Below are 20,522 nucleotides of genomic sequence, written 5' to 3'. Positions count from 1 at the left end.
TGATGAGTGATGAGTAACAAGTAAAGAGAGAAGAAAGTGAAGAGGAAAGAGAGAAAAACAGTAATTAGTAGTGAGCAAGGATAAGAATAAAAACAAGTATGTGACTTGGCATTGCCAAGTCAATGGTTGTATGATAAAAAATTAATGGCTGATAATAAAAAATGGAGGGTAAGAAAATGAACAATCAAGAAACTATTAGGGTAGCGCTTACAGGTAACCCCAATAGTGGGAAAACAACTTTGTTTAATGCAATTACAGGTGAAATTGCTCATGTTGGTAATTGGTCGGGAGTGACGATGGATAAAAAAGCAGGAGAAATTAAAGAAAATCTTAATCAAGGACAAGCAGAAGTTACTGCAGTAGACCTGCCAGGGGCTTATTCAATGTCACCTTTTACTTCTGAAGAAAATATTACAAAGGAATTTGTAAAAAATGAAGATCCAGATGTAATCATTAATATTGTAGATGCTACTAATTTAAGTAGAAGTTTATTTTTTACCACGCAGTTGCTTGAATTAGGAATTCCTGTTGTAGTGGCTTTGAATAAAAGTGATTTGATTGCTAAGAAAAATATAGACTTAGATAGAGAAGAATTATCTGAATTATTAGGCTGTCCTGTTGTTAATACAGTAGCAACTAAGAATCAAGGCTTAGAAGATTTAGTTTCTGCAGTTCATGAAGTTAAAGCTGAAGAGCAAGCAGCACCATTTGAGGCTGGAGATGTAGATTTGACAGATAGAAGTGCAGTAGAAGCGGCTGATAAACGAAGATTTGAGTTTGTGAAGAGTATTATTGATAAAGTAGAAACACGAGAGGTAGAAAGTAATCAACAGACTATCCAGGATACTGTAGATAGAGTTGTAGCACATAAATGGCTTGGTATTCCTATTTTTGCTGTGATTATGTGGGCTGTTTTCTCACTTTCGCAAACGCATGTAGGACCACTATTTGCAGATATATTTGTAGGTTGGATTGATCAACTTAATGCTGGAGTAGCAAGTATGTTAGGTGATAGTGTATCACCAGTTTTAAGAGCAATCTTATTAGATGGAATTATTGGTGGAGTAGGAGCAGTAGTTGGTTTCTTACCATTGATTATGGTCTTATTCTTCTTATTAGCATTACTTGAAGACTGTGGTTATATGGCTCGAGTGACTGTAGTTATGGATCGTTTCTTTAAGAAGGTTGGTCTATCAGGAAGATCAATTATTCCAATGATTATTGGAACAGGCTGTGCAATTCCAGGTGTAATGGCGACAAGAACAATTAAAGACAAAAGACAACGACGAACTACAGCGATGTTGACACCATTTATGCCTTGCGGAGCTAAATTGCCTGTGATTGCTTTATTTGCAGGAGCTTTCTTTAACGATGCAGGCTGGGTGGGCACAACGATGTATTTCTTAGGAATTGGAATTATCATTATCGGTGCGTTAATTGTTAGAAAGATAACTGGTGATAAAAGTACTAGGTCACCATTTATTATGGAATTACCGGAGTATAGATTTCCAAGTATCAAACGAGCTACTAAATCTATGGCATCTCGTGGAAAAGCATTTGTAATCAAGGCTGGTACAATTATTCTTATTTGTAATGCCGCAGTGCAAATCATGCAGACATTTAATTGGCAGTTTGAAGTGGTAGCAGAAGGAGCACAAAGTACAAGTATCTTAGCTAGTATTGCTTCTCCTTTTTCTATCTTATTAATTCCATTAGGATTTGGAGCTTGGCAGTTAGCTGCAGCAGCAATTACTGGTTTTATTGCTAAAGAGAATGTAGTAGGAACACTAGCAGTTGTATATTCGATTACTAACTTCATTAATCCAGAAGAATTTGCTTTAGTTGGCGATGGTACAAATGTTGCTAGTGTAATGGGCTTAACTTCAGTAGCTGCTTTAGCATATTTGGTGTTCAATTTATTTACGCCGCCGTGTTTTGCTGCAATTGGAGCAATGAATGCAGAACTTGAGAGTAAAAAGTGGTTATGGGGAGCGATTGGATTCCAGTTTAGTGTAGGATATATTGCGTCCTTCCTTACTTATCAAGTAGGAACATTAATCACTACAGGTTCTTTAGGAACTGGTTTCTTACCAGGACTAATAGCTGTAGGGGCAATGATGAGCGTAATTGTTTATTTCATGACAGATGAAGAAGAAGTGCAGTCGGAAGCAACTGTTAATGCCTAGGGGGATGAATAAATATGGCGAACTTAATTGTAGGATTGATTATTTTAACAATGATATCTGGTGCAGCGGCAAAGATTATCATTGAAAAGAAAAAAGGGGCTAAATGTGTTGGTTGTCCTTATAGTGAAGATAGTGATGACTGCAGCTGTAGTTAGAAGTAATAAATTAGTGATTTGAATTTAAACAATTTAATTGCTCTCATGAATGCATGGGAGCTATTAAATTGTCAGTTTATAATTTTAGAGCAGACAATATTTTTTGGCAACTGTTGAGAATGAATATCAAATTCAACCAAAGTGTGTTTTATATAGTGAAGTAGGAAAGGAGGAAAAAATAATGTCATTAATGGTAGTAGGAGCAGATAATTTGGGAAGTATTAAAAATAATATTGAATCGCTGGGTTTTGATGATATTAAGCATATTTCAGGTAGGAAGAAAAGTGTTTTCCGCAGTTTTAAGCTGCCAGTTAATGTTGATATGGTATTAGTTTTGACTGATTATATTCACCATTCGGCGATGAAGAAAGTCAAACAAGAGGCTAAGGAAAAAAATATAAATGCTATCTTTTCTAGAAGAAGTTGGTCTTCAATTTATAAAAAAATGGAGAGAAGGCAGTTGTTAAATTAAAGATGTTTTTAATTATAAAAGTAGTGGGGGAATTTAATGAAGAATATAAGTGCAAATAAAAAAATAGATGTACATGATGTAATTGAAATTTTAATAACCACTTTAAGTACCAAAGATCGTTATACTTTTGAACATTCCTGGCGAGTAGCAGAATTAGCTACAGCTATTGCCCAAGAAATGAAGTTAGATCACCAGGAGATAGAACGGATTCATTATGCAGCTCATTTGCATGATATTGGTAAGATTGGTGTAGAAGAAAAGGTGCTAAATAAATCTGGTAAGTTGACAGCAACTGAAATGAAAAAGATGCAAGAACATCCAGGCATTGGGCATGAAATTTTATGGGAAATCCCCTTATTTACATCTGTATCTACTATTGTTTTATATCATCATGAAAGATATGATGGTTTAGGTTATCCAAGTGGATTAGAGGGGAAGCAAATTCCTTTGGGGTCTAGAATAATTGCGGTAGCAGATACTTTTGATGCTATTACATCTGATAGAAGTTATCGACTGGCTAAAAGTTATGGGTATGCTTATAATGAGGTCAATGAGCATAGTGGAGAACAATTTTGTCCTAGAGTAGTAAAGCATTTTAATAAAATTTTTACTAAGATTCCCGATCTTTTAAAAGAAGTTGAAAAGAAAATAGAGAATGATTTTGTTGCAGAAGATAAAATAAAAGAGATTAATCATAATAGTTTGTTTCATTCGAAAAAAGTTTAAGGGAATATATAAAGATAGAATTATTTAGTTAATAGACAGAAGCAAAGAATAAATTGGAGGAATAAAAATGAAAGTATTTTGTCATCATTTATATGAATATGAAAAAGGTTTAAGGAATTTAATTTTGCATACAACTGAAGCTGAGAATAGAAAGTTTATTGAAAAGCGGCTACAGGATAATAATATTCCTTATGTTATTTATAATGTAACTCCAGAGAAAATTAATGTTTTTTTTGGCAATGAGAAGTGTATTAATGTCATCAAAGAGATTGCTAAAAGTGATTTGAGAGATTATACTGATGAAGAGGATTTTATGCTAGGTATTATGCTTGGGTATGACCGTGTACAGCAGTGTGAAAGATATATTGAAAGGACATCTGCTAAAAGAGAGGTAGATGAATTAGTAGGATAAGGTTAAATTTAAATTAATTGATAATTATTATTGACAAGGTGAATAATATATCCTATAATTTAATTAAGATAAATTAATAATCATTTTCAATTAGATAATAATTAAAAGCTAATAGTAGAATATTTTTTAGAAACTATTGATAATGATTATCAAAATAAGAAAAGTGGAGGTGCCCAAAATGAGAGATAGAGAAGTGAGAAGAAAATATCTTGGTCGAGAAATTGGCGGACATAACGGTTAAATTTAACCGTTCACTATAAATTAAGGGGGATGTTGTAATGTCAAGTTCACAATTAGACAATAGCCCCTGCTGCAGATTTGAGCAGGGGTCATCAGCTAATTTTTAAATGCAAATAAAATTACATATAATTTAAACTTTTAGTCTGGAATTAGTCCAGACTTTTTTGTATTGATTAGAATTAATAAGAGGAATTACTGGTTGAGTCTAGAAGTCCAAAGTTGTGACACGAATATTAATTATGTGTTACGAATATATTTAAAATGATAAAATTATTGCTTAAAGCTGTGCTTAGTTAGGGGGGGAGATTTAAATGACTGATTTAAAGAGGTTTGGTGTTTCAGTCGATAAAGACTTATTGCAACAATTCGATGAATTAATTGCAGGGACTTATGATAATCGTTCTGAAGCAATTCGAGATTTGATTCGTGATAAAATTGTGACTGAGAAAGCTCAAGAGGAACTAGATGAAGTAATTGGAGTTTTAACTTTAATTTATAATCATCATCAGCATAATTTACCCGATAAATTAGTGGGGATTGAATGTGATTATAATTGTTTGTTTAAATCAAATTTACATCTGTATTTAGACCAGAAGCACTGTTTAGAAGTAGTAGTTATTCAAGGGCCAACGCAAAAGATTCAGAAAGTTGCTCATAAATTAAGTGGTCTTAAGGGAGTTAAGCACAGCAAATTAAATTTAACAACAACTGAACCTGATTTATAATATAAAAGTTGGAGGTCTAATTATGAATTTAGAAGAGAAACATGAAAGATTGAAAGAAATTATAGCTGATTTAGGTCAGATAGTGATTGGTTTTTCTGGGGGAGTAGATAGTTCTTTGTTGGCTCAAGTAAGTCATAATGTTTTAGGAGATAATGCTGTAGCTGTAACTGCTAAATCTCCCATCCATCCCCAACAGGAATTGGAACAAGCCCAGAAGATGGCAGAGGAGATTGGGATTAGACATCAATTTTTAAGCCTTGATGAGGAACTTATGGCTGAAATAGAGGATAATCCTACTGATAGATGTTATTATTGCAAACGAAAAATATTTACTCACTTACAGGAGTTTGCTGGGAACTGGCCGCTAGCTGATGGAACTAATGTTGATGATTTAGGAGACTATCGTCCGGGGATGAAGGCAATTGATGAATTAGAAGTACATAGTCCACTAAAAGAGGCAGAGTTGAGTAAATCTGAAATTCGAGAATTATCACAAAAGTTAGGTTTATCAACTTGGGATTTGCCTTCAACTACTTGTTTAGCGACTAGATTGCCTTATGGAGAAGAGATTACAGAGGAAAAATTAGAATTAATTGAAGCAGCAGAAATTTATCTACAGCAGTTAGGTTTTGAACAACTGCGAGTTAGATATCACGGTGAAGTAGCTCGAATTGAAGTTGCTCCTGAAGAGCGGAGTAAATTTTTTGCTGAAGATAAATTAGACCAGATTAATAATAAATTACAAGAATTAGGTTTTGAATATATAACAATGGATTTAGGTGGTTACCAGACTGGTAAGATGAATAAGTCTGGATATTAAATGAGGAGGATTAGCAGTGGAGTATAAAATTAAGAAAAAAGTATTGATTAGTGGAGTATTATGTTTGTTACTTATATTAGTTGGATGTGCGAAACCGGATTCGCAACCGCAAAAAACAATTACTGATATGTTTGGACGTCAGGTAGAAGTACCGCAAAAGATAGAACGCGTTGTAGCAGTTGGCCCAGGTACTTTGCGGTTATTAACTCATATGCAGGTGTTAGATAAAGTAGTAGGAGTTGAAGATGGAGAACAGAGAGCTCAATGGGGTGAATGGGGAGGTCCTTATAATATAGCTCATCCAGAACTTGATGAACTGCCGACGATTGGCCCGCCCCATGGTGGAGAAGCTGAATTGATTTTAGCGCAAAATCCTGATTTGATTTTCTTTTATGGTGACCCTGGAGCTGCTAAGAGTTTAGAACAAAAGACTGGGATTCCCGTCGTAGGGGTTAAATATGTTGATATAGGACCTAGCCGCGATGAATTGTTATATCAATCATGGCAGTTAATAGGAGAACTTTTAAATCAAGAACAAAGGGCGCAGGAATTAATAAATTATACTGAAGGATTAATCAGTGATTTAAAAGACCGTACAAAAAATATTCCCAAGCAGCAGAAAAAGAGAGTTTATGCTGGCGGAATTTCTCATCACGGCGGACATGGAATTGTTTCAACTAAGATTCCGTTTCCACCATTTGAGTTTTTAAATTTAGATTATTTTAGTAATCCAGAAGAGATTGAGCAGGTTAGTTCAGTTATGATTAGTAAAGAGAAGTTAGTTGATTGGAATCCTGAAATTATTTTTGTTGATCAAATGAATTTGAATTTAATTAAACGAGATTTAACTAAAAATAAAGAATATCAGACTCTAAACGCAGTCCAAGAAAAGCAGATCTATGGGTTATTACCTTATTCGTATTATCATCGCAACCCATCAACTATTTTAGCAAATGCCTACTATATGGGCCAAGTGATTTATCCTGAGCAGTTTGCTGATATTAATCCCGAGGAGAAAGCAGACCAAATTTATCAGAAGTTTGTCGGGGCCAAAGTCTATGATCAATTGGCTAAAGAATATGGTGGTTATAGAAAGATTAATTTAGATTCGAACTAAGAGGTGAAGTAATTGAATCAACAACAGCAAATAATAGATGAATATCAACAACATCAAAATAAGAAAATCTGGTTAACAATAATCTTAATTACTTTAATTGCTATAGCAGTAATTTGGTCGTTATTAAGTGGGTCAGTAGAAATATCTGTAACTAACATTATCTCAGTTTTATTAGGCCAAGGCAGTAATAAGCTGCAGGCTATTATTTGGAATATTCGGCTACCGCGGATTTTAACGGCTGTAGTCGCAGGATCAGGCTTAGCTATTTCAGGAGCAGTAATGCAGAGTATGCTGCGTAATCCCTTAGGTTCGCCTTATACTTTGGGGATTTCTCATGCGGCAGCCTTTGGGGCAGCCTTTTCAATTATTATTTTTGGGACTGGATCAGTCCACAGCAGTAGTGCCGATGCAGTATTAGTTAATAATCCTTATTTTACTTCAGGAGCAGCTTTTATTTGTGCTATGTTAACTACTTTAATTATTGTAGCAGTAGCAAAGTATAGAAATGCAGCGACAGAAACGATGATCTTAACTGGAGTAGCTTTAGGCTCTTTATTTACTGCAGGAACTACTGCTTTACAATACTTTGGCAGTGATGTTGAAATAGCATCAATTGTCTTTTGGACCTTTGGTGATGTGGGGCGAGTGGTTTGGAGTGAGTTAGGATTTATGTCTGCACTTGTACTAGGCGGTAGTATTTATTTTATTTATCACAGTTGGAATTATAATGCCCTTGATTCTGGAGATGAAACTGCTAAAAGTTTAGGGGTTGCTGTCGATAAAGTACGTTTAGGCGGCATGTTTGTGGCCTCATTATTAACCTCATTAATAGTTTCTTTAGTGGGAATTATTGGGTTTGTTGGCTTAGTAGCGCCTCATATTGTCCGCAAAATAAGCGGTGGTGATGAGAAATATTTGCTTCCTTTATCAGCATTGATGGGGGGCTTATTATTACTTGTATCTGATACTGCAGCCCGCACAATACTTGCGCCAATAGTGCTACCAGTAGGGATTTTAACTTCTTTTTTAGGAGTTCCATTGTTTCTGTACTTGATTATAAAAGGGAGGAAGTACTGGTGAAATTAGAAATTGATGGTGTCCATTTTAATTATCAGAGTCAATCTGTTTTAGAAGATGTCAATTTTAAATTAGATCACGGCGAAGTTTTGGCCTTGATTGGCCCTAACGGATCAGGTAAGAGTACTCTTTTAAAATGCATTAATCGGATTTTAAAGCCGCAGGTAGGAAGTATCTTAATTGATGGCGATATAACAACTGATTATCACCAGCAGGAAATGGCGAAGTGTGTAGGTTATGTGCCACAAGAAGAGTCTAAGAATTTCCCGACTAGTGTTTTTGAAACAGTAATGATGGGTCGGAAGCCATATATTAATTTTAAGGCGCAGGATGAAGATTTAGAGATAGTAGCTGCAATTATTGATGAATTAGGATTAGAAGATATAGCCCAGCGAAATATTAATCAATTGAGTGGGGGCCAACAGCAGAAAGTATTGGTCGGGAGAGCTTTGGCCCAGCAGCCGGAAGTGCTGCTCTTAGATGAACCAACGAGTAATTTAGATTTAAAACATCAGTTGGAAATACTAAATTTAATTCAAGCTCAAATTAAGGATAATATTTCTAGTGTGATTGCCCTCCATGATCTAAGTCTAGCAGCGCGCTATAGTGATAAAATAATTATTTTAAAAGATGGCAAGATTTTTGCTGCGGGAGGCTTAGAGGTTTTAACGCCGGAAAATTTAGAAGCAGTCTATGAAGTGGAAGTGAGTGTTGCAGATGTTGGCGGGCGGAAGGTTATTATTCCTGAACGGCCGATATAATTTAAAAGAGGTGATATTATGAATATGGAAAAGATCGGAATAGTTAAAAGTGAATTCGAAAAACCAGTTAATCCAGAAAAGATGAAAGAATATGAAAGTACACTTGTTATAGATGAAGAGTATGCTAGAGGTCTAGAAGGTTTAGAAGTAGGTCAATCTTTACAGGTGATTTTTAATTTTCATTTAATTGATGATTACAAATTATTTGGCCCTAAAAGGATTGGGGAACCGCGTGGTGTCTTTGCTTCCCGCAGTCCTAAGCGGCCGAATGGTTTAGGAGTTACAGCAGTAGAATTGCTAGCTAAAGATGGTAATCAGCTACGTGTTAAAGGCTTAGATGCGATTGACGGCACGCCAATTTTAGATATTAAGTCTTATTCTAAATTGATGGATCAAGTTGATACAGATACAGACCATCACCAAGGTCATCATCAAGCCCAGCCGCGGACTGAAATTGAAAAATTGATTGAAGATAATGATTTGGAAAAATTATTATTAAAAGCAGGAGAATTGCATGGTCATTTTTGTCCTTTTGTGAGTCTAGGAGTTAAAGCTGCAGCTTATGCAATGCAGGAATTAGATGTGTCTTCGCAGGGAATGGAAGAAATAGTAGCTGTAGTAGAAACTAATAGTTGTTTTAGTGATGGGATTCAATATGTGACTGGCTGTACCTTTGGTAATAATGCTTTAATTTATCGTGACTACGGCAAAACTGCAGTCACAGTTGCTACAAGAGACGGAACAGGAATTAGATTATATTTAGAGAATTATAATGTAGTAGATGAGAATTATCCTGAAGCTAGTCAATTATTTGATAAAGTAATTGCGCAAAGAAATGGTAGTGCTGAGGAAGAAGAGAGATTAAATAAGAAATGGCAGCAGATTGCCTTTGAGTTATTAGAATATCCAATTGAAGAGTTATTTAAAATAGAAGAAGTAGAGATTGATGTGCCAGATTATGCTCCAATTAAAGAAGACAAATTCTGTTCTGAATGTGGAGAGAAGATCATGGCTGGTAAAGAAGTAACAATTGAGGGCGAAGATTACTGTGTGCCCTGCATGGAAAGTAATTATCTACAGCTTGACGGTCGTGGGCTAGAGTTGATTGGGCATGTGTAAAAACTAAATTATTAATTTTAATGAGGTGATGATGGTAATGAAAACATTTTACTTTACTGCAACTGGGAATAGTCTTGCGGTAGCTAAAGAAATTGGCGGAGAATTATATTCCATCCCCCAAGTTGTAAAGCATTCACAGACGAAATTTAGTGCTGACAAAATAGGTTTAGTTTTTCCCTGCTATTATATGGGGACACCGCAAATTGTCAGAAACTTTATTGAACAAGTAGAATTAGAGAGTGATTATATTTTTGCAGTCATGACCTATGGTAATTTTTCTGCTAGTGGAGTTCATCACTTCCAGAGATTGGCGGCAAAAGAGGGGCTTCAATTAGACTATACAAATGAGTTGTTAATGATAGATAATTATCTCCCCCTGTATGATATTACTGCAGAATTAGCTAAAGAAGACAGCAAGAATATCAAAGAGAATCTAACCAATCTAGTTAATGATATTAAACAAGAGAGAAAATCATTATTAAAGCAGAAGTGGTGGGAGAGACTAATAACTTTCTTTAGTTATAAATTCTATCAATTCAAACGAGGTGCAGCCGATAAGAAATTTTCGGTGACAGAAGATTGCACTAGCTGTAAAGTCTGTGAACAAGTCTGCCCAGTAGACAATATTACTGTTAAAGAAAAGCCTGACTACCATCATCACTGTGAAGAATGTATGGCTTGCATTAATTTGTGTCCTGAAAATGCAATCAAGCACAGCAAGGAGCAGGGAGATAAACGTTTTAAAAATAAAAATGTAAAGCTTAAAGAGATTATTCAGTCGAATCGTTAATTAGTAATTTTGATCCATATTTAGTTATAATCCAAGCAATTAGAAATCCTAGCAAATAATGTTCTGCTATATGATATAGATTAGTACCAGGATCAACAGGATCGATTCTGCTCACGTGTTTTCGGAGTATAAATCCAAAGGCAAACAACCAAGACCCTGCTCCAATAGATAGTCCTTTCAACCAGAAATATTCTGTTCCTGTGAAGTATAATAAATATATTATAGCAATGCCGATTATACTTGCTGTAGAATAATCAGTAATTGCACCAGTGATTAATGCGGGGATAGTACCAGTATCTTGTGTTTTGAAATAGGATGAGGCAGCGATATGCCACATATGATATTGATTTATATCTAGAGCATAAAAGATATAATCTAAAATATTGATTGGAATATTGGCAAGTATAGCAGCTAATATTCCAAAAGAATATTTGTCTTTAGGTTTAATCATCATATTACTGCTCCTTTTTATTTTTATTATTAGTTTTAGAGCAATTTATTATGCATTTATTTGTTATTTTTTAGCTTTAAGCTGTTTTTGTTGTTTTATGGTTTTGAATTTAATTGTTAATTATCCATTCTCAATTTTCAATTATAATAGGGAAGGTGAAAATTTATGAAGAAAAAAGATATTAAAGATATATTACACAATGTTAAAGAAGGGGATTTAGAGGTAGATCAGGCTCTTGATAATTTGCGTGATTTACCCTTTGAAGATTTAGGATATGCTAAGGTGGATCATCATCGGGGATTAAGGAATGGTTATCCTGAAGTTATTTATTGTGAAGATAAGACTACTGATGAGATTAAGGGAATAGTTGAAAAAATGATGGAACGTAATCAGAATATTTTAGCTACTCGAGCTGATGAAGAAGTTTATGAAGCGCTAAAAGAACTGACAGATGATTTGGAATATTATGAGCGAGCTAGAATTGTAGTGATTCAGAAGGAAGAAATAGAGTTAAGTGAAAGTAAAATATTAGTAATGACAGGCGGTACTTCTGATTTAGAAGTAGCAGAAGAAGCTGCAATTACTGCTGAAGTAATGGGTAATACAGTAGAGCGAGCTTATGATGTTGGAGTAGCTGGGATTCATCGTTTGTTGGCCCAAAAAGATAAGATGGCAGAAGCCAATGTAATTATTACTGTAGCAGGGATGGAAGGTGCACTTGCTAGTGTAGTTAGTGGTTTAACAGATAAGCCGATTGTTGCTGTACCGACAAGTGTAGGCTATGGTGCTAACTTTGATGGATTAGCAGCTTTATTAGCTATGCTTAATAGTTGTGCTAGTGGTTTAGGAGTTGTAAATATTGATAATGGTTTTGGAGCAGCTTACTTAGCAGATTCAATTATTAATCAGATTGAAGCTGCAAGAGAATAAGAAATTTTGTATCTTAAATCTAAAATAATTTTTTATAATTCCCCTCGGCAGACTTAGTTTCGCTGGAGGGGAATTATTTTTTTGAGATGAGATTAGATTTTTTCTACTAAGTCTTTTATTTCTTTGATATATTGCCTATAGAGTTCTAATGTAGTTTCGATACTTTCAAATACAATTTGATCGTCAATTTCTTCGTATTCATGAACTAATCGATTTCTTAAGCCAGTTGAAGGAGCAAGTTTTTGGGCTAAATCTTCATTTATTAAGTTTAGTTGACCTAATTTAATAAAAGACTGATAATAATTATGAGGTGGATTATGGCCTTCATCTACAATAATATGACCATTGATATCCGTAGCTACTTCTACAATTAATTGGATTAATCTTTCCGTAGTACGTTTAATAAAGTAATTATCTAAATACTCTTCTAATGTATAATCCTGCACTGCTTTTAACTCATCTAAATATTGAATTAATTTAGTCAACTTGCGGTGGATTAATTCTTGATTTACCATTGTTATCACCTTTTTTTAAATAGTTTTCAATAAATTTTTCATCTAAAGCGTAAAACTTTTTTGCATCTTGGTGCTCATGCATTGCCTGAACTTTAAAATTGTTAAATAGATAGTCTTGTTTTTGATAGATTAATCTTCCGTTTTCAGCAATTTGAAGTTTTAATAAAGGATCTACATGGTTTAAAAGAACTAAGTCTATTTCTTGATAGTTAAAAGTAGCAGCTATTTTATTTAAAATTTCTAATTTGTGTTGGTTTATTAATTTGATGTTTTCAGCTTGGATGGCAATATCAATATCACTATCTTGAGTGAAATTTTCGGTCAGATAAGACCCAAATAGGATCATTAAATTAATATTATATTCTTTAGCGATTATTTTTAATTTATTGTAAGGTAACTTCATAGTTAGCACCTCATTTAAAGTTTTAATTATTATACCATATAGGAATTAAGTGGTCAAAAAAATGGCTCTGGTTTCAGTTTGAAGATATTGTTTCTTGGTGGTAGAGAATCAGATGATTTTAGAGTTGGAATAATTAAATATAATTGACAAAATATTAATACTAGAGTAGAATATAAACATATCAACTACCAATGGTAGTTAAGTATGATTACTATTAATTAGGAGGGGAGTTTTATGAATGCAAAAGAGATGACAGCACCTTGTGGTCTTAATTGTGAGCATTGTGAAATTTATAATGATTATGGTGGTAAAGATCCGCGCCAAGTAAAACCTTTGATTATGCTCTTGAAACCTTTCTTGGCTGTAATGGCTTTATTTTCTAAGAAAAGAAAAATAACCTTAGGTATGTTAAACCGGATGATGAAAATCCCAAAAGACAGACCGCTATGTAAAGGTTGTAGAAATGAAGAGGGCAACTGTTTGCTTCATTCATCAGAGGGACCGTGTGAGATTTATCAGTGTACAGAAGAAAAAGGAATTCATAACTGTTCTGAATGTGACGAATTTCCGTGTGAGAGCTTATATCCGAGCAAAGTCTTAGCCGATATTGCACCTCACAATACGAAGATTATTAATCTTCATTTAATTCAAAAACACGGCTTAGACAATTGGTATGAGGGCTATTCTAAAAAGATTCAAGATGAATATTTTAATGATCAATTTCCAGTGGATTTATAAATATCTCGAGAAATTAAATTTTAAAAGGAGAAATATAATATATGGCGCAAAATACTAAACAACAAATTATAGAAGAAACGTTAGCACTAATTGATGAAACTCAAGATATTCGAGAGGTTAAATTGAGAAAAATAGCTAGGAGAGTAGGAATTGCTCATACTAGTATTTATAATTATTTTGCTAGTTTAGAAGATTTATATTTGAAGTGTATTGAAGTTGCTATTATTAAGGGGGCTGCTTATGTTAGACAAGAATTGCAAGCAAATAAAGCGGATTATTTGTATACTTTTTTTGCAGCCCAACTTGATTTTGCTTTAGAGCATCCGGGGTGGTACAAATTTATTTGGATTGAAAATGTAGCTGATAAAACTACAGAAGTATATCAAAATAATATCCAACAGCCGCGTGATGAATTTATAGAATTTATGTTTCTTAATCAAGCTAATCAAATTAGTAAGGAAGATAAATATTGGATTGTAGATTTGGTGCACGGTTATTTTCATGGTGATTTAGTGAAGCTGATTTCAGGGAGGATGCATATTGAAGACCAAGAGCAGGCTAAAGATTATATATTAGAAAATACGCTGCAGTTGTATGAAACTTTAATTCAAAAGTTAAAAAGCAAATAAATTATTATGTGTGACATTAAAATGTAAACAAAAAGGAGAGAGCAGAATGAAAAAAACATTGTTGATTTATTATTCTTACGGAGGGACAACTAAACACCTTGCTGAAGAGCTAAAAAATGAGCTGAAGTTAGATAGTCATCAATTAGAATTAAAAAATGATTTGCAGGGGATTTTTAAGATGGTGTTTAAAATACCATTTTTAATGATGTTTAAAAAATGTCCTGCGTTAAAACCGATTAATATTGATTTCGAGCAGTATGATAATATTATTATAGGAATGCCGGTGTGGATGGCTACTTTTGCTGCGCCAATTAGAACTTTTATTAGAGATACTAATTTATCGGGTAAAAACATTGCTTTGTTTTGTTCTAGTGGTACTAATCCTGGTCATGTATTCGCAGACTTTAAAAGCTTGCTGCCTGATAATGATTATGTAAGTGAATTGAAATTAAAAAATGCTGAAAAAAATTTAGAGACATCTGTAATTAAACTTAAAGGTTGGGCTAGTGAACTATTTTAGGAATAAGGAATATAAGATATCACCATTCTGAGGTTGATTTAGAGGATTTGATGAGAAGGAAATAAAAATGAATAAAAAGAAGATATTCAAAGGATTAGGGATAGGATTAATAGATAGGTATAATTAATCAAATAATTAAAAGAACAAAAAAGCGCATAGATATGTAGCAAATATATAAATGAAATAAATAATAAATTGATATAAAATTTTAATAGAAGTGAATTTATATAAGTGAATATAAACTTTGTTGATAATTCAATCATTATTATAGGAGGCAATAAATTTATGCAATATCGAAATTTTGGCAATTTAGATTGGGAAGTTTCAGCACTTGGATTTGGAGCAATGCGATTACCGACAGATGAAGCTGACGAGGGAATAGATAGAAGTAAGGCAGTAGAAATGCTGCGCTATGCAATTGATAATGGGGTTAATTATGTTGATACAGCGTGGCCTTATCATGGGGGAGAAAGTGAAGACCTTGTAGCAGAAGCACTAAAAGATGGCTATAGAGAACAAGTAAAAGTGGCTACTAAGCTTCCTTCATGGGAAGTTGAAAGTAGAGAAGATTTAGATAAATATTTAAATAAACAATTAGAAAGATTAGACATAGAGAAGGTAGATTTTTATCTACTTCATGCTCTTGATGAGGGTCATTGGCAGAATTATAAGGATCTAGGATTAGAATATGTATTTGATTGGATTGAAAGAATGAAAGCAGAAGGTAAAATAGACCAGATAGGATTTTCCTTCCATGATGACTATGATCTATTTGAAGAGTTGGTTGATGCTTATGATTGGGACTTCTGTCAAATTCAATATAATTATATTGATACAGAATTTCAAGCAGGGAAGAAAGGTTTAAAGTATGCTGATAAGAATGATATTCCAGTAGTAGTAATGGAACCTTTACGTGGTGGTACCTTAGCAGGAGAAATGCCTGAAGAAATAAAAGATATTTTTGCTCAATCTAAAACAGAACGGAGTTCAGCCGATTGGGCTTTACAGTGGTTATGGAATCAGCCTGAAGTTGCAGTAGTATTAAGTGGAATGAGTACTTTAGAACAGGTTAAGGAGAATGTAGAAAGTGCTGCTAATTCCGGAGTAGGTCAATTAAGTAAGAAAGAAGAAGAAATTGTTGAGGAAGTGGCTAATAAATACGAAGCAATGGTACCTGTTAATTGTACTGGATGTGGATATTGTGTTCCTTGTCCAGAGGGAGTTGAAATTCCAGGAATTTTTGCTTTATACAATGAAGCGAAAATATTTGATTTAGAAGAACAGAAACGAAGAGAATATCATAATACGGATGTTATTAGTGAATCAGGACGGGCTAGTGCTTGTGTAGCTTGTGGAGCCTGTGAAGAGGCCTGCCCTCAGAATTTAGATATTATAGATGAATTAGAAACAGCAGTCGAATATTTTGAAAATAGTTAAGACATCATTGACTAAGGCTTAATAATTTGCAAAGAAGAAGGAAAATAAGATACAATAAATATAAACTACTAGGTCATAAGCTATTTAGAATAGGAAGGGATTAAACATGGATGTCTTATATTTTGATTGTTTAGCAGGAATTAGTGGAGATATGACAATTGGGGCTTTGTTAGATTTGGGAGTAGAAGAAGATAAATTAATGAGTGAATTAAATAAGATTGAGTTAGATGGTTATCAATTAAAGATTAGCAAAGCTCAAAAAAGTGGGATTACAGGGACGGATTTTCAAGTACAGATAGAAAATAATCATAGTCACAAAGCTGAAAGTTCTGATCATGCAGGGGAAGATTCTCATGATCATAGCCATGGAGATAGTCACGATCATGACCATACTCATGACCACGATCACAATCATCATAATCATGATGATCACGAGCATAATCACAGTCCTGAGTCTCAAGAAGAGCACAGTCATGACCATGGAGATCATGAACATAGGAATTTACATGATATTAAGCACTTAATTAATGATAGTAATTTAGCTGATGGAGTAAAAGAACTAAGTTTGAATATGTTTCAATTAGTAGCAGAAGCAGAAGCTAAAGTACACGATAAAGATATATCTGAAGTTCACTTTCATGAAGTAGGAGCAGTTGACTCAATTGTTGATATTGTAGGGGTAGCTATTTGTATTAGAGAATTAGATGTAGATAAAGTTTATGCCTCTAATCTGCATATTGGGACAGGATTTGTCGAGTGTGCTCATGGTACTATTCCTGTGCCTGCGCCAGCTACTACTGAAATATTAACAGATGTGCCGGTCTATTCTAAAGGAGTAGAAGGCGAGTTAGTAACTCCGACAGGAGCAGCTATTATCAAGACTTTAGCTGATGAATTTGGCCCGGTGCCAGAGATGACTATCGACCGTACAGGTTATGGTTTAGGAGATAAAGATTTAGGAATTACTAATTTATTGCGTGTTTATAGGGGTAAAAAAAAAGTAAACAGACTCTAATGATGCTTGAGACTAACATTGATGATATGAACCCTGAATTTTATTCTCATTTATATCCTAAGTTATTTGAACAGGGAGCTTTGGATGTTTATTTAACTAATATTATGATGAAAAAGAACCGTCCTGCAGTTAAGATCAGTATCTTAGCTAAAGCAGAAGATGTAGAAGAAATTGCAAATACATTATTTAAAGAAACTACGACTTTAGGAATTAGAAAATATGAAGTAGAAAAAGAATGTTTAGAGCGTGATTTTTATGAAGTTGAAACTAAATGGTCGCCAGTAACAGTAAAAGTTGCTAAAAAAGAGGGAAAAGTAATTAATTATGCACCAGAGTATGATGATTGTCAGTCTATAGCGGAGAAATTTGATGTGCCGTTAAAGGAAGTTTATCAAGTTGTAAAAGATAATTTTGAAATATAAAATTAGATAAGATATAAAAGTCGAGCCGTTAAATTGGCTCGACTTTTATATTTTTTGTGATAAAAAGAGGGAAAGTAATACCTGAAAAAGAATAACTTAATTGTAAAATATTTTATAAAAAGTAAATTAAATAAAATATTAAAAATGGGAGTGATTATATTATGTTAAGGGCTGGTATTAGCTTTGCCAAAAAAATTTTAAAGTTGCTGTGAAACACTTTGACAGTCATTTTGAGAAAACTTTAATTGAAGGGACTGACTATAAAATGAGCCAAAAGAAAAAGCTAGTAATATTATTTTTAATGTTAACTTTAATTTTCACCGTTACTGCTTGCCAAGAAAATAGTAAAAATACTAGTACAAGCAATAGCTTTCAAAACTACGATTGGGAGCACAACCTAAAAACTCCAGAAGATAAAGAGAAGTTATTATCACAAGTGATAGAAAATGGAGAAGTAATAGAAGATTATAAGTATGATGACGAAGGCAAATTAACTTACATGATGAAAAAAGACGATTATGGTGTAACTACAACTAGTAAGTTTTTTTATGATCAAAATGATAATTTAAAGAAAAAAGTAAGCTCAGAAGAAGGAAATAACGAAGAAAATAAAATAGTAGCAACTTATGAGTATGATAACCAAGGCAATGTAAAGAAAAGATTGATTAAAAAAGAAGATAAAACTGGGATAGCACATAAAAAAGTTGATATTTTTAATTATGATGATCAAGGCAGATTAATCAAGAGAGAGAAATATAATCTGCCTGATGATTTAAGTAAAGAAAAGAAAATCATTGAATGGGAAGAAAGAAAATATGATAGTGAAGATAGAATTATTTATAGGAAATTGGTTAACAAAAATGATTATATAGATATGGAATGGCGATATAAATATAATCAGTATGACAAATTAATTTATAAACAGATATTGTCTCACGGGAAAGAAAAGTTGTTGAAAAAGTATACTAATGAAAAAGATCCTAAGATTTTGGTAGAGAAGGATATTAGGAATGGTAGTGTTTATAAATATAATGAGTATCAGTATAATGATGAAGGTAAAGTGGTTAAAGAAGTGGATAAGGCAAATCCTGATAAGGTGTATGTAGATATATATTCTTATAATGAAAAAGGGTTGTTAAAATCAGATAAGCAAAAGTTAAAAGGTAAAGTTAAGCATATTATTAATTATTATTATGATGAAGATGGAAATTTGATAAAAAAAGAAAGTAATAACTATTATCATAATACCAAGATGATTACTAAGAATAAAGATAATAAAACGATAACCAAAGGATATAAAAATAAAAAACTTTATTATATAGAAAAAGGATTTTTTGATGAAAAAGATAGACCTATAAGATGGTACAGAAATAATATGGAACATAATCATATGAGTATAAAGGAATATAAATATAATATTAAAGATGATATAGAATGGAAATGTAAATTAAATGATGAAATTATTTGTTGGTATTATATTGATATAGATAAAAAAAACCAAAAAATAAAAATAACTAAGAAAAATAAAACCGGGGAGGAAATGTATAGTGCTTATTTCAAATATATGTATTCTGATAGTAAAGTTAATTTTAAACTAATTAAAGTATTGACCAATAAAAATAAACTAGGAGAAAGATTAGAAATCAATGAAACATATTGGGAAAATAGTAAGAGAGCAGATTTTAAAAAAAATAATTTATCACTTTACTTTGGAGAAACAAAGCTTATAAATAGGTCTGAAGATTATTATGATAAAGCAGGAAAAAAACTATTTAAAAATGTGAATAATAAACATGAGGAAAAAAAGGTTGAGTATAACTATATTTATAAATAGGAGGCTGAGAAATGGCAAAAAATTATGGGCTTAATGAAAAAGGATTAAGAAAATTCATTAAAGAAGAAGCAATCGAAGCAGATAATAATAAAATTTATAGTAATAGTAGTAACTTTAGATATAATAATAATAATCAGATGATCGAAGGAAACGAAGAAGATGGGCAATGGGTTACAATGAGAACCTATTGTATCCCACCATATAAAAGAGGTTATGGAGATAATATCCAATCTTATTATCAAGTAGTGAGAAAGAATTTAGAATTAGTATTTGAAGAATTAGAAGAAATGAGAGAGGTATCGAATACAGAGGTAATAACTAAAGAGATATCAGACGCTTGTTATATAGCAGATAATGTATTAACTTTCATATCTGCTCAGGCAGATAGAATAAAAATAGGATATGATGATAAATGGACTGATATACATTCGATAACAGATATTTTTAAAGATGCAGCTCAAGCAGGGAAAGAAAAGACAATAGATGTTACTCCTTTTGCAAGAGACAAAGAAAAAGAAATTGATTGGTTTAGTAAGTTTTTAGATAAATTCAAGGATCTTTTTGAATTACCAGGAGATTATTTCGCCATAGATAGACCGGCTTGGGATGCTACGATGAAAAAAGTTAATAAAGAACTAGTACAAGATGGAGATTTTTCGCAGGATTCAGTTGGAAAAGTAGGGACGATAATAGATAAAAAGGGTAATTTAGACACTTCACAATTCAACCCTGAAATATTGAAATATGGACTGGAAATGCTTCTGTTTTATAAAAAAGAAGTAGTATTAAATGCCATTTCAGCTGAAGTCATGTATGGGTTTATGTTAAGAGGATTAACTTTGATTGAAAATGTAAGAAATTTAGCTCTTACTCCTTTGACACTAGCGAGAGTTTTGCGTGGACTTTTAGATATATTAGTAGCTCCAGAGGTTGGGGGTTTCTAAACAGTTTAATTATTTATAATCAAATATACTTATTTTGATGTATAAATAGATAGATTTTGGTTATATTATTAATAGGTGATAAAA

At 32.9% G+C, this 20,522-nt stretch carries 24 protein-coding genes; 21 read left to right on the top strand and 3 right to left on the bottom strand.

What is annotated here, in order from left to right; genetic code table 11:
* Positions 1-194 precede the first annotated feature (194 nt).
* The 12 genes from feoB to JOC47_RS12330 all read left to right on the top strand — a co-directional run bounded on the left by feoB (position 195) and on the right by JOC47_RS12330 (position 10,600).
* Positions 195-2,186 carry a ferrous iron transporter B gene (feoB, locus tag JOC47_RS12385; protein ID WP_369127968.1) on the top strand — a complete coding sequence of 664 codons (1,992 nt, stop codon included), beginning with the start codon at positions 195-197 and terminating at the stop codon, positions 2,184-2,186.
* A gap of 14 nt (positions 2,187-2,200) precedes the next feature.
* Positions 2,201-2,341, top strand: a complete 141-nt coding sequence (locus JOC47_RS12380) for a hypothetical protein (RefSeq protein ID WP_204702401.1) — start codon at positions 2,201-2,203, stop codon at positions 2,339-2,341.
* Between the two features lie 181 nt (positions 2,342-2,522).
* The gene (locus tag JOC47_RS12375; protein WP_204702400.1) at positions 2,523-2,813 is read left to right on the top strand and encodes a DUF2325 domain-containing protein; all 291 of its coding nucleotides are present in this window, start codon (positions 2,523-2,525) and stop codon (positions 2,811-2,813) included.
* A 36-nt stretch (positions 2,814-2,849) separates the two neighbouring features.
* Positions 2,850-3,539 carry an HD-GYP domain-containing protein gene (locus JOC47_RS12370; RefSeq protein WP_204702399.1) on the top strand — a complete coding sequence of 230 codons (690 nt, stop codon included), beginning with the start codon at positions 2,850-2,852 and terminating at the stop codon, positions 3,537-3,539.
* A 67-nt stretch (positions 3,540-3,606) separates the two neighbouring features.
* On the top strand, positions 3,607-3,951 hold the full coding sequence (locus JOC47_RS12365) for a DUF2023 family protein (protein ID WP_204702398.1): 345 nt from the start codon (positions 3,607-3,609) through the stop codon (positions 3,949-3,951).
* Positions 3,952-4,502: 551 nt separating this feature from the next.
* Complete coding sequence (gene nikR, locus JOC47_RS12360) at positions 4,503-4,916, top strand: nickel-responsive transcriptional regulator NikR (RefSeq protein WP_204702397.1); 414 nt, start codon at positions 4,503-4,505, stop codon at positions 4,914-4,916.
* A gap of 22 nt (positions 4,917-4,938) precedes the next feature.
* A complete protein-coding gene (larE, locus tag JOC47_RS12355) occupies positions 4,939-5,736 on the top strand; it encodes an ATP-dependent sacrificial sulfur transferase LarE (RefSeq protein ID WP_239551206.1) in 798 nt (265 codons plus the stop codon).
* A gap of 16 nt (positions 5,737-5,752) precedes the next feature.
* A complete protein-coding gene (locus tag JOC47_RS12350; RefSeq protein WP_204702396.1) occupies positions 5,753-6,853 on the top strand; it encodes an ABC transporter substrate-binding protein in 1,101 nt (366 codons plus the stop codon).
* Positions 6,854-6,865: 12 nt separating this feature from the next.
* The gene (locus JOC47_RS12345; RefSeq protein ID WP_204702395.1) at positions 6,866-7,933 is read left to right on the top strand and encodes a FecCD family ABC transporter permease; all 1,068 of its coding nucleotides are present in this window, start codon (positions 6,866-6,868) and stop codon (positions 7,931-7,933) included.
* Positions 7,930-8,691 carry an ATP-binding cassette domain-containing protein gene (locus JOC47_RS12340; RefSeq protein ID WP_204702394.1) on the top strand — a complete coding sequence of 254 codons (762 nt, stop codon included), beginning with the start codon at positions 7,930-7,932 and terminating at the stop codon, positions 8,689-8,691. The genes JOC47_RS12345 and JOC47_RS12340 overlap by 4 nt, the downstream gene beginning before the upstream one ends.
* An 18-nt stretch (positions 8,692-8,709) precedes the next feature.
* Positions 8,710-9,810 carry a tRNA (N6-threonylcarbamoyladenosine(37)-N6)-methyltransferase TrmO gene (gene tsaA, locus JOC47_RS12335; protein WP_204702393.1) on the top strand — a complete coding sequence of 367 codons (1,101 nt, stop codon included), beginning with the start codon at positions 8,710-8,712 and terminating at the stop codon, positions 9,808-9,810.
* Between the two features lie 37 nt (positions 9,811-9,847).
* A complete protein-coding gene (locus JOC47_RS12330; RefSeq protein ID WP_204702392.1) occupies positions 9,848-10,600 on the top strand; it encodes an EFR1 family ferrodoxin in 753 nt (250 codons plus the stop codon).
* On the opposite strand, the gene JOC47_RS12325 is transcribed toward JOC47_RS12330, so the two are convergent.
* Positions 10,581-11,054: a hypothetical protein gene (locus tag JOC47_RS12325; protein ID WP_204702391.1), complete on the bottom strand. Its 474-nt coding sequence runs from the start codon at positions 11,052-11,054 to the stop codon at positions 10,581-10,583. The genes JOC47_RS12330 and JOC47_RS12325 overlap by 20 nt on opposite strands.
* Positions 11,055-11,216: 162 nt before the next feature.
* Between JOC47_RS12325 and larB the strand changes: the two genes are divergently transcribed.
* Positions 11,217-11,981: a nickel pincer cofactor biosynthesis protein LarB gene (larB, locus tag JOC47_RS12320; RefSeq protein WP_204702390.1), complete on the top strand. Its 765-nt coding sequence runs from the start codon at positions 11,217-11,219 to the stop codon at positions 11,979-11,981.
* 92 nt (positions 11,982-12,073) lie between these two features.
* On the opposite strand, the gene hepT is transcribed toward larB, so the two are convergent.
* On the bottom strand, positions 12,074-12,496 hold the full coding sequence (gene hepT / locus JOC47_RS12315; protein WP_204702389.1) for a type VII toxin-antitoxin system HepT family RNase toxin: 423 nt from the start codon (positions 12,494-12,496) through the stop codon (positions 12,074-12,076).
* Positions 12,459-12,899 (bottom strand): type VII toxin-antitoxin system MntA family adenylyltransferase antitoxin, encoded by a 441-nt coding sequence (gene mntA / locus JOC47_RS12310; RefSeq protein WP_204702388.1) that lies wholly within the window; start codon positions 12,897-12,899, stop codon positions 12,459-12,461. The genes hepT and mntA overlap by 38 nt, the downstream gene beginning before the upstream one ends.
* 234 nt (positions 12,900-13,133) lie before the next feature.
* Between mntA and JOC47_RS12305 the strand changes: the two genes are divergently transcribed.
* From JOC47_RS12305 to JOC47_RS12270, 8 genes are all read left to right on the top strand, one after another.
* On the top strand, positions 13,134-13,637 hold the full coding sequence (locus JOC47_RS12305) for a DUF3795 domain-containing protein (RefSeq protein WP_204702387.1): 504 nt from the start codon (positions 13,134-13,136) through the stop codon (positions 13,635-13,637).
* A gap of 41 nt (positions 13,638-13,678) precedes the next feature.
* On the top strand, positions 13,679-14,266 hold the full coding sequence (locus JOC47_RS12300) for a TetR/AcrR family transcriptional regulator (protein WP_204702386.1): 588 nt from the start codon (positions 13,679-13,681) through the stop codon (positions 14,264-14,266).
* A gap of 46 nt (positions 14,267-14,312) precedes the next feature.
* Positions 14,313-14,786 (top strand): flavodoxin family protein, encoded by a 474-nt coding sequence (locus JOC47_RS12295; protein WP_204702385.1) that lies wholly within the window; start codon positions 14,313-14,315, stop codon positions 14,784-14,786.
* Between the two features lie 285 nt (positions 14,787-15,071).
* Positions 15,072-16,223, top strand: coding sequence for an aldo/keto reductase (locus JOC47_RS12290; protein ID WP_204702384.1), 1,152 nt, complete (start codon positions 15,072-15,074; stop codon positions 16,221-16,223).
* 106 nt (positions 16,224-16,329) lie between these two features.
* Positions 16,330-17,238: a nickel pincer cofactor biosynthesis protein LarC gene (larC, locus tag JOC47_RS15805; RefSeq protein WP_204702383.1), complete on the top strand. Its 909-nt coding sequence runs from the start codon at positions 16,330-16,332 to the stop codon at positions 17,236-17,238.
* The gene (gene larC2 / locus JOC47_RS15800) at positions 17,238-17,660 is read left to right on the top strand and encodes a nickel pincer cofactor biosynthesis protein LarC2 (RefSeq protein WP_204702382.1); all 423 of its coding nucleotides are present in this window, start codon (positions 17,238-17,240) and stop codon (positions 17,658-17,660) included. The genes larC and larC2 overlap by 1 nt, the downstream gene beginning before the upstream one ends.
* A 265-nt stretch (positions 17,661-17,925) precedes the next feature.
* Positions 17,926-19,494 (top strand): hypothetical protein, encoded by a 1,569-nt coding sequence (locus JOC47_RS12275; protein ID WP_204702381.1) that lies wholly within the window; start codon positions 17,926-17,928, stop codon positions 19,492-19,494.
* Positions 19,495-19,505: 11 nt separating this feature from the next.
* Positions 19,506-20,438 (top strand): hypothetical protein, encoded by a 933-nt coding sequence (locus tag JOC47_RS12270; RefSeq protein WP_204702380.1) that lies wholly within the window; start codon positions 19,506-19,508, stop codon positions 20,436-20,438.
* The last annotated feature ends 84 nt before the right edge of the window (positions 20,439-20,522 follow it).

Source organism: Halanaerobacter jeridensis, from assembly GCF_016908315.1.
Lineage (GTDB): Bacteria > Bacillota > Halanaerobiia > Halobacteroidales > Halobacteroidaceae > Halanaerobacter > Halanaerobacter jeridensis.
Note: the sequence above shows the minus strand (reverse complement) of the source record. Positions and strands in the feature narration are given on the sequence as shown.

Excerpts from the sequence above, each read along its gene's own strand:
- JOC47_RS12380 (WP_204702401.1), top strand. The coding sequence starts at position 2,201 with ATGGCGAACTTAATTGTAGGATTGATTATTTTAACAATGATATCTGGT.
- JOC47_RS12375 (WP_204702400.1), top strand. The coding sequence starts at position 2,523 with ATGTCATTAATGGTAGTAGGAGCAGATAATTTGGGAAGTATTAAAAAT.
- JOC47_RS12370 (WP_204702399.1), top strand. The coding sequence starts at position 2,850 with ATGAAGAATATAAGTGCAAATAAAAAAATAGATGTACATGATGTAATT.
- JOC47_RS12365 (WP_204702398.1), top strand. The coding sequence starts at position 3,607 with ATGAAAGTATTTTGTCATCATTTATATGAATATGAAAAAGGTTTAAGG.
- nikR (WP_204702397.1), top strand. The coding sequence starts at position 4,503 with ATGACTGATTTAAAGAGGTTTGGTGTTTCAGTCGATAAAGACTTATTG.
- larE (WP_239551206.1), top strand. The coding sequence starts at position 4,939 with ATGAATTTAGAAGAGAAACATGAAAGATTGAAAGAAATTATAGCTGAT.
- tsaA (WP_204702393.1), top strand. The coding sequence starts at position 8,710 with ATGAATATGGAAAAGATCGGAATAGTTAAAAGTGAATTCGAAAAACCA.
- JOC47_RS12330 (WP_204702392.1), top strand. The coding sequence starts at position 9,848 with ATGAAAACATTTTACTTTACTGCAACTGGGAATAGTCTTGCGGTAGCT.
- JOC47_RS12325 (WP_204702391.1), bottom strand. The coding sequence starts at position 11,054 with ATGATGATTAAACCTAAAGACAAATATTCTTTTGGAATATTAGCTGCT.
- larB (WP_204702390.1), top strand. The coding sequence starts at position 11,217 with ATGAAGAAAAAAGATATTAAAGATATATTACACAATGTTAAAGAAGGG.
- hepT (WP_204702389.1), bottom strand. The coding sequence starts at position 12,496 with ATGGTAAATCAAGAATTAATCCACCGCAAGTTGACTAAATTAATTCAA.
- mntA (WP_204702388.1), bottom strand. The coding sequence starts at position 12,899 with ATGAAGTTACCTTACAATAAATTAAAAATAATCGCTAAAGAATATAAT.
- JOC47_RS12305 (WP_204702387.1), top strand. The coding sequence starts at position 13,134 with ATGAATGCAAAAGAGATGACAGCACCTTGTGGTCTTAATTGTGAGCAT.
- JOC47_RS12300 (WP_204702386.1), top strand. The coding sequence starts at position 13,679 with ATGGCGCAAAATACTAAACAACAAATTATAGAAGAAACGTTAGCACTA.
- JOC47_RS12295 (WP_204702385.1), top strand. The coding sequence starts at position 14,313 with ATGAAAAAAACATTGTTGATTTATTATTCTTACGGAGGGACAACTAAA.
- JOC47_RS12290 (WP_204702384.1), top strand. The coding sequence starts at position 15,072 with ATGCAATATCGAAATTTTGGCAATTTAGATTGGGAAGTTTCAGCACTT.
- larC (WP_204702383.1), top strand. The coding sequence starts at position 16,330 with ATGGATGTCTTATATTTTGATTGTTTAGCAGGAATTAGTGGAGATATG.
- larC2 (WP_204702382.1), top strand. The coding sequence starts at position 17,238 with ATGATGCTTGAGACTAACATTGATGATATGAACCCTGAATTTTATTCT.
- JOC47_RS12275 (WP_204702381.1), top strand. The coding sequence starts at position 17,926 with ATGAGCCAAAAGAAAAAGCTAGTAATATTATTTTTAATGTTAACTTTA.
- JOC47_RS12270 (WP_204702380.1), top strand. The coding sequence starts at position 19,506 with ATGGCAAAAAATTATGGGCTTAATGAAAAAGGATTAAGAAAATTCATT.